The 14,001-nt window shown below is 45.0% G+C and carries 14 protein-coding genes and 1 riboswitch; of the genes, 7 read left to right on the forward strand and 7 right to left on the reverse strand.

Annotated elements, in window-relative coordinates; all coding sequences use genetic code 11:
* Window positions 1–41 precede the first annotated feature (41 nt).
* Window positions 42–404, forward strand: a complete 363-nt coding sequence (locus AB4507_RS17485; RefSeq protein WP_017061695.1) for an MmcQ/YjbR family DNA-binding protein — start codon at window positions 42–44, stop codon at window positions 402–404.
* 53 nt (window positions 405–457) lie between these two features.
* Here the strand turns inward: AB4507_RS17485 and AB4507_RS17490 are convergent, their stop codons facing one another.
* Window positions 458–1,204 (reverse strand): phosphatase PAP2 family protein, encoded by a 747-nt coding sequence (locus tag AB4507_RS17490; RefSeq protein WP_102429225.1) that lies wholly within the window; start codon window positions 1,202–1,204, stop codon window positions 458–460.
* Window positions 1,205–1,577: 373 nt separating this feature from the next.
* Window positions 1,578–1,728: riboswitch (FMN riboswitch) on the forward strand.
* A gap of 188 nt (window positions 1,729–1,916) precedes the next feature.
* Between AB4507_RS17490 and ribB the strand changes: the two genes are divergently transcribed.
* Window positions 1,917–2,573 (forward strand): 3,4-dihydroxy-2-butanone-4-phosphate synthase, encoded by a 657-nt coding sequence (ribB, locus tag AB4507_RS17495; RefSeq protein WP_017054827.1) that lies wholly within the window; start codon window positions 1,917–1,919, stop codon window positions 2,571–2,573.
* Window positions 2,574–2,911: 338 nt separating this feature from the next.
* Window positions 2,912–3,760, forward strand: coding sequence for a hypothetical protein (locus tag AB4507_RS17500; protein ID WP_017064918.1), 849 nt, complete (start codon window positions 2,912–2,914; stop codon window positions 3,758–3,760).
* A 106-nt stretch (window positions 3,761–3,866) separates the two neighbouring features.
* On the opposite strand, the gene AB4507_RS17505 is transcribed toward AB4507_RS17500, so the two are convergent.
* A complete protein-coding gene (locus AB4507_RS17505; protein ID WP_372183028.1) occupies window positions 3,867–4,787 on the reverse strand; it encodes a LysR substrate-binding domain-containing protein in 921 nt (306 codons plus the stop codon).
* Between the two features lie 154 nt (window positions 4,788–4,941).
* Here AB4507_RS17505 and AB4507_RS17510 point away from each other — a divergent pair, with 154 nt between their 5' ends.
* Window positions 4,942–5,580 carry an NAD(P)-dependent oxidoreductase gene (locus AB4507_RS17510; protein ID WP_372183029.1) on the forward strand — a complete coding sequence of 213 codons (639 nt, stop codon included), beginning with the start codon at window positions 4,942–4,944 and terminating at the stop codon, window positions 5,578–5,580.
* Window positions 5,581–5,657: 77 nt separating this feature from the next.
* On the opposite strand, the gene AB4507_RS17515 is transcribed toward AB4507_RS17510, so the two are convergent.
* The gene (locus tag AB4507_RS17515) at window positions 5,658–6,311 is read right to left on the reverse strand and encodes a cupin domain-containing protein (RefSeq protein ID WP_017064919.1); all 654 of its coding nucleotides are present in this window, start codon (window positions 6,309–6,311) and stop codon (window positions 5,658–5,660) included.
* A gap of 135 nt (window positions 6,312–6,446) precedes the next feature.
* Entirely contained in the window at window positions 6,447–7,214 is a 768-nt protein-coding gene (locus tag AB4507_RS17520; RefSeq protein WP_372183030.1) for an SDR family NAD(P)-dependent oxidoreductase, read from the reverse strand.
* Between the two features lie 105 nt (window positions 7,215–7,319).
* Here AB4507_RS17520 and AB4507_RS17525 point away from each other — a divergent pair, with 105 nt between their 5' ends.
* Window positions 7,320–7,658 (forward strand): helix-turn-helix domain-containing protein, encoded by a 339-nt coding sequence (locus AB4507_RS17525; protein ID WP_017103534.1) that lies wholly within the window; start codon window positions 7,320–7,322, stop codon window positions 7,656–7,658.
* A 47-nt stretch (window positions 7,659–7,705) separates the two neighbouring features.
* On the opposite strand, the gene AB4507_RS17530 is transcribed toward AB4507_RS17525, so the two are convergent.
* On the reverse strand, window positions 7,706–8,611 hold the full coding sequence (locus AB4507_RS17530) for a LysR family transcriptional regulator (RefSeq protein WP_136974130.1): 906 nt from the start codon (window positions 8,609–8,611) through the stop codon (window positions 7,706–7,708).
* Between the two features lie 210 nt (window positions 8,612–8,821).
* Between AB4507_RS17530 and AB4507_RS17535 the strand changes: the two genes are divergently transcribed.
* Complete coding sequence (locus AB4507_RS17535; RefSeq protein WP_008216572.1) at window positions 8,822–9,541, forward strand: SDR family oxidoreductase; 720 nt, start codon at window positions 8,822–8,824, stop codon at window positions 9,539–9,541.
* A 112-nt stretch (window positions 9,542–9,653) separates the two neighbouring features.
* Here the strand turns inward: AB4507_RS17535 and AB4507_RS17540 are convergent, their stop codons facing one another.
* On the reverse strand, window positions 9,654–11,465 hold the full coding sequence (locus tag AB4507_RS17540; RefSeq protein WP_372183031.1) for a choice-of-anchor I family protein: 1,812 nt from the start codon (window positions 11,463–11,465) through the stop codon (window positions 9,654–9,656).
* Window positions 11,466–11,665: 200 nt separating this feature from the next.
* Complete coding sequence (gene ompW / locus AB4507_RS17545; RefSeq protein WP_017064924.1) at window positions 11,666–12,313, reverse strand: outer membrane protein OmpW; 648 nt, start codon at window positions 12,311–12,313, stop codon at window positions 11,666–11,668.
* A 401-nt stretch (window positions 12,314–12,714) separates the two neighbouring features.
* On the opposite strand from ompW, the gene glgC reads away from it, so the two are divergent.
* A complete protein-coding gene (gene glgC, locus AB4507_RS17550; protein ID WP_372183032.1) occupies window positions 12,715–13,935 on the forward strand; it encodes a glucose-1-phosphate adenylyltransferase in 1,221 nt (406 codons plus the stop codon).
* The last annotated feature ends 66 nt before the right edge of the window (window positions 13,936–14,001 follow it).

Here is a 14,001-nt window from a genome sequence, read left to right on the forward strand (position 1 = left end):
AGAAAACCAACACAAACACCCAGTAGATAAAAGGACGCTCTATGACTTACGACGAATTCAACGCATTCTGCGAGTCACTGCCTGCAACCAGTTATGTGATGCAGTGGAATAACTCGCACGTTTGGAAAGTGGGTGGCAAGGTGTTTGCGATTGGTGGTTGGGGACCGAAAGATGAGCCTGCGTTTATCTTCAAGGCGTCCGATCAGAATTTCGACTTTCTCAAAGAAGAGCCGGGCTATAAACCCGCACCCTACTTTGCTTCACGCGGTATGAAATGGATTCAGCTGTTTGAAAGCACGCCACAAAGGGATGAGGAGCTGAGATACTATCTCATTGAGTCACACCGAATTGTGTCCTTAGGTCTAACCAAAAAGAAGCAAGCAGAGCTAGGGCTCAATCAGTAGCGTTTATTACGTACTGCTAATCTGAGCCCTTCTTTTGCAGTGAGGACGGATCCCTAAGAAGTCTGTTTCAAAAATGCAGGTAAATAGCGTTCTATTTTTTGCTCTGAGATAAGCGGCACCAATAAATAGATCAAACCCGCAAAGGCAATAGATCCGGCTAAGTCTTCTGGTCGATGCATGCCAAGCCAAACACGGCTATAGGCGACACCACCAGCCCAAACCAGTAAACCGCCGACTAGATAAAAGCGTTTCGCCTCTAGGAGAAGACCACCAAAGAACGCCAAACACACACCGACGAAAATCATATGTCCAGATGGGAAAGAGTAATCCGTTTCTCCATGCCAATGACGAGTTCGCCACTCGCTGACCTTATCTTGCACAGATTCAATCGCGGCATTTTTTTCTACCAAAGGCAGCTCGTAAAACAGCTCTGGCATTTCAACGACTTCCTGCGTTACCAAATACTCAGAATAAGGACGAGGGCTCTCAGTGGAATACTTTAAGAAGGTTTTCGCTGCAAAGCTAAGCACCAACAACAAGCCGAGCTGCAGACAAAGACTGACTAACTTAGCTTTGGAAAACTTCATCGTGAGCAGGACTAAAGACAAAACAGCGAGCGTGACCAAGAACCCTTGATTACCCGCCGAGTAAGTCACGAACGTCATAAAAGCACCGTAGAAAGGCAGAACCGCGCTTCCAAGGTCGAAGTCAGATCCAAAGATCAAAAAAGGCACTAGAGAATACAAGCTTAAAACGAGCAGTAATAAGCCTTTGGATTTGTTAGAGAACAGAGAAGTCATGGCTAAGATCTTTGAGATAAAGTGCTCGGATGCTATCGCAGCTTAGCATCGCCAATATCAATTTTATGTCAAAACGGTCAGTAAGCCGTCATGGTGTAACAATAATCGATTAAAGGGCCTCTTAAGTATTGAGCTGATGAACTGTCACGCCATCACCAATAATCCAGACCATCCACTTGTGTACATATAGACATCAAAACCCACTAAACATAGCCTGCGCACCGCTATACACCACACGCTAAGGTCTGCCGATAAAGTGAACACTTACCGGATTATAAGGCCAGAATCTGAAAAACTTTGCTGTCAGTCCTTTAAATCCACTATCGAAAGGATTACCATCTGGTCTGCTTTCAAAGCAAAACAAATTATTAATTTTTATTCTCAGGGCGGGGCGAAATTCCCCACCGGCGGTATGTCCTTAGCAAAATCTAAAGATAAGCCCGCGAGCGCTCGATTCGTCGAGGTCAGCAGATCTGGTGAGATGCCAGAGCCGACGGTTATAGTCCGGATGAGAGAGAATGAAAACACACTCGTTTAAGTTGGAAAGGCGTACCCGCCTGAGTTGGGTTCGTACCTCCAACTTAGGCGGGTGCATTTCGTTTTGGATAAAACCATAATGAGCTAAAGTTGACTTGTAATGAGTAGGCTTTGTTGTGCTCGGTTGAGATCCCTCATACAGCCCTGATTCTGGTGATATTTTAGGAGTTTAACCATGAATCAGTCTTCACTACTTGCCGAATTTGGCGAACCAATCACTCGCGTTGAAAACGCACTGCAAGCTCTACGCGAAGGTCGTGGCGTACTTCTACTTGACGATGAAGATCGTGAGAACGAAGGCGACATCATCTACTCAGTAGAACACCTAACCAATGCTCAAATGGCGCTTATGATCCGCGAATGCAGTGGAATTGTGTGCCTATGTCTAACCGACGAGCAAGCAAACCAACTTGAACTTCCACCTATGGTTGTTGATAACAACAGCGCAAACCAAACTGCGTTCACCGTCACTATCGAAGCAAAAGTTGGCGTAACAACAGGTGTTTCTGCCGCTGACCGTGTAACAACGATCAAGACAGCTGCAAACCCAACAGCTAAGCCTACTGACCTTGCTCGCCCTGGCCACGTATTCCCATTACGTGCTCGTAAAGGTGGCGTACTTGCTCGCCGCGGCCACACAGAAGGTACTGTGGATCTTATGCAAATGGCTGGTCTTCAATCGGCAGGCGTACTATGTGAAGTAACCAACCCAGACGGCACAATGGCAAAAGCGCCAGAGATCGTTGCTTTCGGCAAACTTCACAACATGCCAGTACTGACCATTGAAGATATGGTTATGTACCGCACTGAGTTCGACCTTAAGCTTGCGTAACGTTTAGTGCTAAACGCTTAGCTCTTAAGCTAACGAAACTCAGAAATGAACATTGAAAGGTCTCACTCTTACTGCTTTTTCTAGTTAAAAGTATATAAAGGGTGAGGCCTTCTTCATTTCCTACACTGAAATCTAAGTTCCATCTCATCGCCCACGACTAACCTCTCAAAAAATCCTGCAAAATATGAAAAACATTCACTAGAATGGTGAAGTCATGCACCATCATTGATCATCCATAATTACAGGGAAATCATAAGCAACTGAAATATAACACTTATTTATTTTGGCACGGTGTCTGCACTACCACTAAGTAGGTATACAAATATTAGGAGTTGAATATGTTTGTAGTTATTTCAGTGGGTTTATCCCTATTAGTACTTGCGGCCCTGTTTCATTTCTCAAGGAAGAGACAAACAGCGCTATCACACAGGTTTGAAACCTTAGTTCTGCTTAGAGAATTATTGTTGTTATCACGCAAACATCGCGCGGCAACGCACTATGCTCTAGCTTATAAGTTGTCTAGCGACTCGATTCGCAAAGTGAACGAGATTTACGACAACATACTTGAAGTATCTGAACTGCTTCAGTCCCATGTGTCGTTTGATAGCCGCCCTATGTATCGCATCTATCACCTCAAGCTCATCGCCATGCACAGCGACTGGCAAAACCGTAGCTTGGTGCGTAACCAATCGATTCATGGCAAAACAATTCGCCATAGCATGTTCTTGATGGATGAAGTAATGATCATCTGGCTAATTCAGTCTGAGCGTGAAGACATGAGCCGTGAGTATCACATGAATTGGCAACAGATCTTAGACTGCATGGAGATCCTGACCAAGTTACGCATGTGCATACCTGATATGGAGAAGCCTGAGGAGTACGCGAGATTCAAATTCTACGCCTCTCAGACACACAGAAAACTCAACCAGTTATCGATTATCTGCCCTCTTAGTAGTGGGTCACCGGTTTGTACGCGAGCGATGCATGCACTCTCAGAGATCGCATCAAGTAACGAAGCGACCCAACCGGCAGATAGCATGTACGAATTAACCAGTGATATCTCTAGCGTCGTGTCGCAAGTTTACGACCAAGTATTATCCGACATTACGAGAAGCTTGTATCAGCCTTTACCAGACGTAAACGAAAAGGTAATAAATACCCGATTATCCGTACATCATTACATGTAAAGACTTCGTGAGAGGAGAGCGTGCTGGAACTCTGAATTATTGAGTTCAAATCCGATATCACCATTGATATCGGATTTTTGTATTTATGGGCTTTTAATTTTTGTCGCTATGTATCATTGCCTATGAAGTTTCTAACATCATCAGACCTGATATCGCTTGCCCAAGCTTGTGCCGCAAAATCAATAAACTGACGAACAACCGGAAGCTGATAGCTGCGAGACAGATACACCGCCCAAAGCACGCTGCTTGGCGAAACAAACTCATCCAATATTCGTATCAATTTGCCATTCGCAATCAGTGGGTTGGCTAAGTCACAAGGTAAACGAACTACCCCTTTCCCGTGCTGTGCGGCGCGAGTTAGCACTCCAACATCATTAGCCTTGATAGTGCCAGACACCTCAACTGAATAGTGTTGATTGTCCTTAACAAAATCCCACTTAGAAACATTCAAGTGACGAAAACAATTGTGTTGTCGAAGCGCCTCGACCGTTTCAGGTTCACCATGTTTGTCTAAGTAGGCTTGCGAGGCACACACCACTGAATCAATAACCATTAGCTTTCGTGCAATCAAAGTATCATCAGGTTGATCGGTATAACGAAGTGCAATATCGATCCTCTCATCCACCAGCTGAGTAAAGCGGTCTGAGGCAAACAGTTCGACCGTGATATTAGGGTGGCGCTCGGTGAACTGTTCGACCACATCCAACAACATGTGCTGAGTTAAACCAATCGGAGCTGCAATTCGAATGGTTCCAGAAAGATCATCGGTTTGATTGAGTGAAGTAACTTCTAGCTCAGCGGTCTCATGGAGGATCTTCTCACAGCGCTGCAGAGCGATTTCCCCTGCCGCGGTTAAGCTCACCTTTCGAGTCGTCCTATGTAATAGCCTCTGCTTCAGCCACCCTTCTATCTCTTGAACATGACGTGAAACCTGCAACCGACTCATGTCCAAATGCTCAGCTGCTTGGGTGAAGCTGGCACAATTCGCAACTTCGACAAAGCTACGCATTGCCGTCAACCTATCCATCACACTTTCCCTTATCCACTGAATAAAACCTATTAGCTAGCTACATAGATACAATCTACATCATTTTATGATATTTATCGCAACCTAGTGAGCTATTAGACTGCAATGGCTGTCGAGAAACAGACTCAATAAATTAGATAATTGGAGAGACATTATGAAAATTGCAGTATTAGGTGCATCAGGTTGGATTGGTAGTCACATCGCTCAAGAAGCTCAAGATCGCGGACACGAAGTCGTTGCTGTTGTAAGAGATGCAAGCCGTGTAGAAACCCAAGGCATTGAAGTTCGTTCATTTGATTTACAAGACGAAGCCGCAAATCTAGCGAACGCACTATCCGGCGTTGATGCAGTAATTACTTCGATTGGCGGACGCGCTCTAGGTAATCACGACATCGTAAAAAGCACAGCAACTAAGCTGCTTGATACACTACCAAGCATTGGTATCGAACGTCTACTTTGGGTTGGCGGTGCAGGCTCATTAGAAGTAGCACCAAATGTACCGTTAGTGACCGTTCCTGACTTCCCTGCAGATTACAAAAACGAAGCGTTAGCACAGGGCGAAGCGCTTGAAGTGTTCAAGCAATCGAACAGCGAAGTTAATTGGACGTTCATTAGCCCAGCAGCAGAAATCTTCCCGGGCGAGAAACTATCAACCTACCGTACCGGTGGCGACCAACTGCTCACCGACGAAGATGGCAACAGCAAAATATCCGTTAGCGATTACGCTATTGCGATGATTGATGAACTCGAAGCTGGCAAATTCCCACGCCAACGTATTGGTGTTGCGTACTAGTCAGCTCATATATAAAAACTAAAAAAAGCCGCTTGTTCAAAACAATGCGGCTTTCTCATCTTTTACTGAGCATTCCTTTAATCCAATGGCAGATGCCCTGTTTTCACTAGGATAACCGTCTCTTCTTCCACATAAGGAAAATGCTCACTCATGTGTGGGCTGCGCATCCATGTGTGTTTTGGATACTCACCATGTTCGTCTTTAAAGGTGCCAGAAAGTACAAATATCTCTTCACCGCCAAAGTGGCGATGCGGCTGAAAACGTTCCCCAACCGGCCACTTCACTAACGCGACATGCTCGTGTTCGAACTCATGCAGTGGCATCACTTGTAAGCCGCCAATACCCTGAAGCCATTCTGTTTCCAAAGTATTAATACGAACTTGAGTTAAGTCTCTCGCGTCAAACTGGTTGAGCTTAACCAAGATCGTACAGCCATTTTTGCTGGATGGGGAATGCGCGCTGCCCGGCGGATTACGGATATAAGTGCCCGCTGGGAAATCTCCGGTTTCATCAGAGAACACACCCTCTAATACGAAGATCTCTTCACCTTGCGGATGTGGGTGCTCAGAAAACGAAGAGTCAGGATCGTACTTCACCACGCTGGTCGTGTGGCCCGATTCTTTCTCTTCTCTTTCAAGTGGCTTACGCCAAACCCCTTTAGCAGGGCTTGCGACCCAATCTAATGTCTCGGTTTCTATAACCAGTCTCTTTGAAAAGTCCATATTGAACATAATGGCGACCTTACTCTTGTTATCGTTTTAATTATTATTGTTGTCTTTCTCGTTTCTATTCTACGCGAATACTGATCAAGGAGGCTATCTCGCTGCTATTTTGCCTGCGCGATAGCCACCTAAAAAGAATCCTAATTAATTGCGGCCAGCAATCACTCCGCCATCAACATCCCAGATTGCACCCGTTACCCAATCTGCACTGTCTGACAGTAGGAAAGAGATGCTATTAGCGATGTCTTTCGGCAAACCTACTCGACCAATAGGATGGAACGCGTTGAAGCCTTCTAGCGCTTGATCCACTTCTTCAGGTTTGATGAAAGATTCGTAAATCGGCGTTTTAACAACAGCAGGAGAAACCGCATTCACGCGAACGTTGTAGTCCGCAAGCTCCATCGCCATGTGCTGTGTTAAAGCGTGCAAGCCAGCTTTTGCCATTGAATACGCAGAGGATGGTGTCGCTCTAATAGCTTGTTTGGCCCACATAGAGCCTACATTTACCACGTTTCCGCCACCGTTTTTGATCATCAACTTGCTGACAGCTTGAGTGATGAAGAAGGTTGCTTTATTGAGCTGCATGTATTGCTCGTAATCAGATTCTTGGTGTTCAATAAACGCTTTAGGGTTGAAGTAACCAGCCGCATTCACAAGGTAACCAATACCTTCTTCGAGCGACTCTAAATGCGTAATAAGACGAGACACACTTGCATCATCATAAAGGTTAGCTTGCCAGCCTGAAGCATGACCGAGCGATTGCAGCTCTGACACCGCTTTATCTAACTTAGTTGGGTTATTGCCGACCACCAACACATGGATGTTTTGAGCGACTAACTGCTTCGCTGTTTCAAAGCCCATACCACTTGTGCCACCGATTACTACTGCAATACCATTTTTAGTGAAGTTCATTTTGTTATCTCCTAAGTCATGTGAACGTGGTAATCTTAGGCTTTGAACTAACACTATGAATAGTAAGTACAAATCAGTTAGGTAGGTACTTATTGGTACATCTTTATGAAAAATCAGGAAAACTTTTTTTCAAGAAAATCAGCACCAGAGCGCTCAGCTCGCATGGTCGAAACCATCTACGGCTGTAAATGGTCGCTAACGGTTTACCAATTACTGGCAAATGGCATTAATCGTCCTGGTGAAATGGTGCGCTCAGTAGAAGGGCTATCGACCAAGGTATTGAATGAATGCTTGAAGCGAAATGTTGAGTTTGGGATTTTGGATAAGCAGATGTTCAACGAACTGCCACCAAGAGTTGAATACCAAGTGACGCCGTTCGGCGAGAAGTTCTTGTTGATTCTAGAGCAGTTGGAAAACCTACAAAACGAAATCGACGAGATGTAAGCCCACGCGAATCTGCTCTATTCCAAATAATGGACAGCACGCATTATTTAGCTGACTGGCATTTGCTCAAAACGGCCTTTTACAAAATCAATGAAGGTTCGAATTCGGCTCGGTTGATAGCGGTCTCGATGGTATATCGCTGAAAAGTCCACTTTCGGCACTATCCACTCATTAAAGACCTGCTCCAATTGCCCATCATTGATCTCTTGTAAGCAATAGATGGTTGGAACACGAATAATCCCATTGCCCGACTTCGCGCCCTGTACCAACACTCGGCCATTCTTACATTGCAGCCTACCCGTCACATGCACATCGACTGTTTTCTTGGTGTCATCCAAAGCTTGAAAGCTCCACTTACGCACCGAGCCCGTTAAGCAATCATGGTGGATGAGATCTTTAGGATGGTTTGGCTTTCCTTTACGAGCAAAATACTCTGGGCTTGCGAGTGTTCCCATCTCTATGTCCAAAAGCTTTCTTGCGATAAAGCCCGCGTCTTCTAAGCTTCCCATACGAAATGCGATATCAAAGGCGTCTTCAATCAAATCGACTCGGTTACTACTGAAATCAAGACTGATGCTGATATCTGGGTATAGCTGCATAAACTCATTGACCAGATCCGCGATGATCACCTCGCCCAGATAACCGCCAACACAGTTTACTTTTATGTCGCCACGTACTTCTTCGACATCGTCGACAGCAGCAATCAATGCTTGGTCTATATTATCTAAGGCTTGTTCACATCTCGCGTACAGATCTTGCCCTGCGTGAGTCAGCCTCAAGGTTCGAGTGGTGCGGATAAACAGTGTCACACCCATCTGCTTTTCTAAACTACTCACTTGGCGTGATACGTGTGAACGAGACACATCCAACTCCTCCGCCGCTTTGGTGAAATTACCTAAACGAGCGATAAGCACGAAGGAGCGAATATCAGACAGGTTAATTTGATTGAGCATAGTCGCCAGCTTACTAATGAAGTTATGAGATAGACGCTTTTATTGTTGCACCACAGCAATAGTGTTTCAAGTAAAGCGCTATATATCAACAATGCTATTTTCCTTAATATACCTCCATCGCAACGAAGCAAGGCAACAAGCACTTGATTCGAATGCACTTAAACAATACGTCGTAGCCAACCGACGCAATAAAAGTACAGAGGAAATAAAATGAAAAAACTAATCGTAATTACAGGTGCAAGCTCTGGTATTGGTGAAGCAATCGCTCGTCGTCTAAGCGATGAAGGTCACCCTCTGCTACTTTTAGCTCGTCGTATTGACCGCCTTGAAGCGCTGAATCTTCCAAACTCACTGTCAGTGAAAGTAGACGTAACAGACAAAGCATCTTTTGATGCAGCTATCGCACAAGGTGAAGAGAAATTTGGCCCTGTAGACGCGCTTATCAACAACGCAGGTGCAATGCTTCTTGGTCAAATCGATACTCAAGACGCACAAGAGTGGAAGACAATGTTCGACGTGAACGTGATTGGCCTTCTAAACGGCATGCAGTCTGTACTTGCTCCGATGATGGAACGCAACACAGGTACTATCATCAACATCAGCTCTATCGCAGGTAAGAAAACATTCCCAAGCCACGCGGCTTACTGTGGTACTAAATTCGCGGTACACGCTATTTCTGAGAACGTTCGTGAAGAAGTGGCGGCTTCAAATGTTCGTGTTACCACTATCGCACCGGGTGCTGTAGAAACTGAGCTTCTGTCTCACACAACATCTCAAGAGATCAAAGACGGTTACGATTCTTGGAAAGAAGACATGGGTGGCGTATTGGCAGCTGACGATATCGCTCGCGCTGTATCATTCGCTTACCAACAACCACAGAACGTATGTATCCGTGAGATTGCTCTAGCACCAACTAAGCAACAGCCATAGGCCTTTGCTATTGCTACTGCTACTAAATAAGCGATGAACCAAAAAGCGCCACTACTTATTCAGTAGTGGCGCTTTTGTTTTTATTGAGTGTAGCTACAAGCAGTAACCGTGATTAAAACTCAACGCGATAAACTGATGTACTGCCGCTTACTTCGTTCCCAACCGCAATAAAGTGGTTACCTGAACGTGTGAAATACTTAATTGATTCAGGCCCTAAATCACCCGCTTTAGCGTTGTAAGTATCATTGTCGCAATCACCGTCTTCATCAACCTTAGTACACACTGGTTGTGTAAAGTCTCGATTGTTCAAGTAGCTGATGAAACTTGCACTCTTAGGCTGCGTTACGTCGTAAACCATGATGCCACCTTGGCGCTCAAGTCCAATAAAGGCATAGTGCTTGCCGTTGATCTCAGCCACTTCGATCGCTTCAGGTTCTACACCTTTGTCATCGCTACGATCGTCACCACTTTGGTTGTTATCATTGGTGCTGTTGAAGTTTGCAGGATCTTGCTCCAGAACGATTCGAGCGAAATCATCACCGCTATCAAACACGAGCTCGCCTAACTCATCCCAAATAGAGAACGAGCGGCTGCCGAATGCTTGAACCTTTTGGTCAGCTGCAAGTGTCCCTTGTGGCTTAATCACCTTAAGGCGAGCCAATTGATTATTGTCTTTCAATGCACCCGCTAATGGGTGGTTCGCATCAACGTCTAACTTCTTGCCACGCACTTCATCGACATAAGCGATACAAAAGTCTTTTTCTGTGGTGTAGTTTTCAGTGCCTTTATAGTCATCGCCATCCCACTCAAAGCCTTTGTCGTCACACACTTTTTGCGTCGTCTTGATGCCGTACTCACGGCCATCACCTTCATTCGCAGTCACGATGTAAGTGTTGCCATCAACACTGTAACTGGTAATGCTATCTGGCATATAAAGGCCTTCTAACATTGCGTAGCTTTGTAGGTTACCGATGTTTTTGTCTTTATTTGACGCATCTAGCTTAGCATTATCCCAAGGTTTTCCGCCTAGTCCCAGAATCGCATCGACTTGTGCACTCGCCACGTCAATCGCTGCTAATACATTGTTCTCTTGCAGGGCTACGTAGAGTTTTCCGTTATCAGCAAACGTTAGATATTCAGGTTCTAGATCTTGAGCAACCGTTGCATTCGGCGCCGAGATTCGAACCTTGTCAGTTAGCTCTGCATGGCGAGACTGCCCTTGGTTGAATGCCTTAAAATCAATTTGAGTGACTTTCGCTTGCAAAGGACCATTGGCTAAATCAACCAGAGTCACTGAGCCTTCAGGGTCAATGCTGTAATCCGCATTCGGCTCACCTTCGTTGGCTGATGCGATGTAACGGCCATCCTTAGAAAAGCTCACCATGTCTGGCAATGCACCAGCAGTATATGTGGTGATTAGCTCTAATGTGTCTGAGCGATAAAGTGCAATGATGCCGTTTTTTTGTTTGTCGGCGTTCTCAATTGCAACCGCAACTAAGCCCTGATGAGTCGATACACTGTTTGCAGCACCGATATTAATGCCAGAAGCTGCGGCTGCTGATTGAAGATCGATAGAGCCTTCAGATGTGGGTGCACTATCAGAGTCCATCGATAACACATCAACTTTCTGTGCTTGAGCGTTAACCACATAAAGCTTGTCGGTACATGAATCGTAGCTGACGATTTCGGCTGCAGAAGTATCAAACGGAGCGTCAGCAATGGAACTGCCAACCAGAGTAAGCACGGTGACCTCAGCATCGCTTGCGATTGGCTGTTGGCTGGATTGGCACTGGAGGCTCAAAGCATCAAGTGAGGTTTGAGATAGCGTATTCGCCGTAGATGATGTTGACTGAGAACATCCAGCCAGAGCGGAACTCACTGCGATAGGTAGTAATAAAGTCAGCTTATTAAATTTACGATTCATATATCCTCCATAATTTGAATCGCGATCATAGAGGCCGCTTATGACAGTTATCTTTCCCTTTTGTTAACAATAGGTGACGACAATCGGTTTCTTTTACCCATAACAACAGAGGGTTAGAATGAGCATTTCATTAACAAGCACACAAAAAAAGGCGCACAAGCTGGCTGGTGCTTGAGCGCCTTAGTAAACTGAATCGTAGGTTAGAAGTTGTAACCACCACCGATCATGAATACCCATGGGTCGATATCAACGTCTGTAGAGTATTGAACACCACCCGCTTTGTATTTAGCTGTAGTGTCGATATCTGCGTACCAAACCGATGCGTTCAAGAACCAATCTTCATTGATCATGTAGTCCATACCGATGTTTGCAGCAAGTCCCCAAGAGTCATCAAGAGACAAGTCGCTCAAACCAGCATCTTTGCCCGTACCATTAAGTTCTTCATCGAAAAATACGGTGTAGTTGATACCCGCGCCTACGTAAGGACGGAATTTGCTGTTTGCTTCACCGAAGTAGTACTGCACCATCAGCGTAGGTGGTAGGTGTTTTGTGTCAGCGATATCGCCTAGACCACCATGATTTGTAGAGATTGTATGAGAGAATGGCGTTGCTGCAAGAATTTCAAGACTGATGTTATCTGTAAACATATAGCCAAATGTCAAACCAAGTTGGGTGTTTGAATCCACACCAAATTTTGACCCCGATGTCTCCAGAACATCTCCACTGCTATCGTTAGGAGATACCATTGCTGCACCTGCACGGATGATGAAATCACCTTCTTTATGAGCAAGAACATTGGTTGACATAAGAGCCGCAATAACCGCAATACCACATACTGTTTTTTTCATTATAATTTCCTTTTGGGGGGCTTAATCTTTATTGGTGAATGAGTAATCATTTCTTATTTTGCGTGCAAGGTAGCATAGAATAACCCTACTTTATTGATGGAAATCAATTTGTGAAAAGTTGTGATTATTTATGTAAATTTATATCGACCCGATCACTTTATTTCTTCATTTTATTGACAGTTTGTAATGCAGCTTTTCCGTGCGTCATTTTGTTAACCCAATCCCTTCACTCTGTTCGGATCTTTTTTGGATCAAAATAGAGCAAGCCAATATCTCGCACGCATTATTTTGGTGCAGAACAACAAGAATCAATCTCGCCTCGTATAATATTCAATGAGTTACATTTGGCTTAGTGCTTGCAAGTCTATGTTCATAATCATAAATACATTGAGGTTCTGATCATGCAAGACACTCTAACAATCGTTCTGGCCGGCGGTGTTGGCTCTCGGCTTTCCCCTCTCACCGATAACCGTGCAAAACCTGCGGTACCCTTTGGTGGCAAATATCGAATCATCGATTTCACACTCGCGAACTGCTTACACTCTGGGCTACGCCAAATTTTGGTGCTGACTCAGTACAAATCTCACTCTTTGCAAAAACATTTAAGAGATGGTTGGTCGGTGCTTAACCCTGAGCTCGGCGAATACATCACCAATGTTCCTCCACAAATGCGAACCGGTGATAGCTGGTACAGCGGTACTGCCGATGCGATTTATCAAAACTTGTATCTACTTTCACGCAGTGAAGCCAAGCATGTGGTGGTGTTATCCGGTGACCATATCTATCGCATGGATTACGCACCAATGCTCAAGCAGCACAAAAAGAACGAGGCCGACCTAACTGTGGCGTGCATGGAGGTTTCGATTGACGAAGCCAAAGAGTTTGGTGTGATGGAGATAGATGAATCTCTAGAGATCAATAACTTTACCGAAAAGCCACGTTACCCTGCATGTGTACCTGGTAGGCCAACTCGAAGCATGGCTTCAATGGGTATTTACGTCTTTGATAAAGAAGTACTAACACAAGCGCTACTGGCGGACGCCGAAGATCCGAACTCAAGCCACGATTTTGGTAAAGATATCATTCCTAAATTGGTGGGCAACAACAGTGTTTACGCATACAAGTTTGGGGATGAAGAAGGCCGAGTGACCCAAGATGCGTACTGGAGAGATGTTGGTACTATCGACTCTTATTACCAATCCAACATGGACCTGTTAAAGCCAGCTTCGCCTATCGATTTATATCAACCTGATTGGGCGATTCGTACTTACGAACCGCAGCTGCCACCCGCACGAACCATTGCTTCAGTTGAAGGTAATCAAGGAATATTCATCAACTCGATGATCGCGAATGGCGTAGTGATTGAAGGTGGCTCAGCGCAAAACTCTATCTTTTTCCCGAAGGTAAAAGTGAACAACGCGGCAATCGTGATTGATAGTATCTTGTTTGAAGATGTTGAGATTGGAAAAAATTGCCACATTCAAAACTGCATCATCGATAAGAATGTGAAAGTACCAGATGGAACCCAAATTGGTCTTGATAGCCTTGCTGACGACAAGCGTTTCCACATTTCGAAACAGGGTGTCATCGTCGTCCCCTCCTCTTATCAGTTTGAAGAGTGATGCTCTATCTCGGTTAACTTCACCTCGAACGAAAAAGGCAGCGAATTCGCCTGTCTCTTATACACA

Source organism: Vibrio sp. 10N.222.54.A3, assembly GCF_041474095.1.
Taxonomy (GTDB): Bacteria; Pseudomonadota; Gammaproteobacteria; order Enterobacterales; family Vibrionaceae; genus Vibrio; species Vibrio crassostreae_C.

Bases quoted from the DNA above. Each gene is read 5' to 3' on its own strand.
- AB4507_RS17485 (WP_017061695.1), top strand. From the start codon at position 42: ATGACTTACGACGAATTCAACGCATTCTGCGAGTCACTGCCTGCAACC.
- AB4507_RS17490 (WP_102429225.1), bottom strand. From the start codon at position 1,204: ATGACTTCTCTGTTCTCTAACAAATCCAAAGGCTTATTACTGCTCGTT.
- ribB (WP_017054827.1), top strand. From the start codon at position 1,917: ATGAATCAGTCTTCACTACTTGCCGAATTTGGCGAACCAATCACTCGC.
- AB4507_RS17500 (WP_017064918.1), top strand. From the start codon at position 2,912: ATGTTTGTAGTTATTTCAGTGGGTTTATCCCTATTAGTACTTGCGGCC.
- AB4507_RS17505 (WP_372183028.1), bottom strand. From the start codon at position 4,787: ATGGATAGGTTGACGGCAATGCGTAGCTTTGTCGAAGTTGCGAATTGT.
- AB4507_RS17510 (WP_372183029.1), top strand. From the start codon at position 4,942: ATGAAAATTGCAGTATTAGGTGCATCAGGTTGGATTGGTAGTCACATC.
- AB4507_RS17515 (WP_017064919.1), bottom strand. From the start codon at position 6,311: ATGTTCAATATGGACTTTTCAAAGAGACTGGTTATAGAAACCGAGACA.
- AB4507_RS17520 (WP_372183030.1), bottom strand. From the start codon at position 7,214: ATGAACTTCACTAAAAATGGTATTGCAGTAGTAATCGGTGGCACAAGT.
- AB4507_RS17525 (WP_017103534.1), top strand. From the start codon at position 7,320: ATGAAAAATCAGGAAAACTTTTTTTCAAGAAAATCAGCACCAGAGCGC.
- AB4507_RS17530 (WP_136974130.1), bottom strand. From the start codon at position 8,611: ATGCTCAATCAAATTAACCTGTCTGATATTCGCTCCTTCGTGCTTATC.
- AB4507_RS17535 (WP_008216572.1), top strand. From the start codon at position 8,822: ATGAAAAAACTAATCGTAATTACAGGTGCAAGCTCTGGTATTGGTGAA.
- AB4507_RS17540 (WP_372183031.1), bottom strand. From the start codon at position 11,465: ATGAATCGTAAATTTAATAAGCTGACTTTATTACTACCTATCGCAGTG.
- ompW (WP_017064924.1), bottom strand. From the start codon at position 12,313: ATGAAAAAAACAGTATGTGGTATTGCGGTTATTGCGGCTCTTATGTCA.
- glgC (WP_372183032.1), top strand. From the start codon at position 12,715: ATGCAAGACACTCTAACAATCGTTCTGGCCGGCGGTGTTGGCTCTCGG.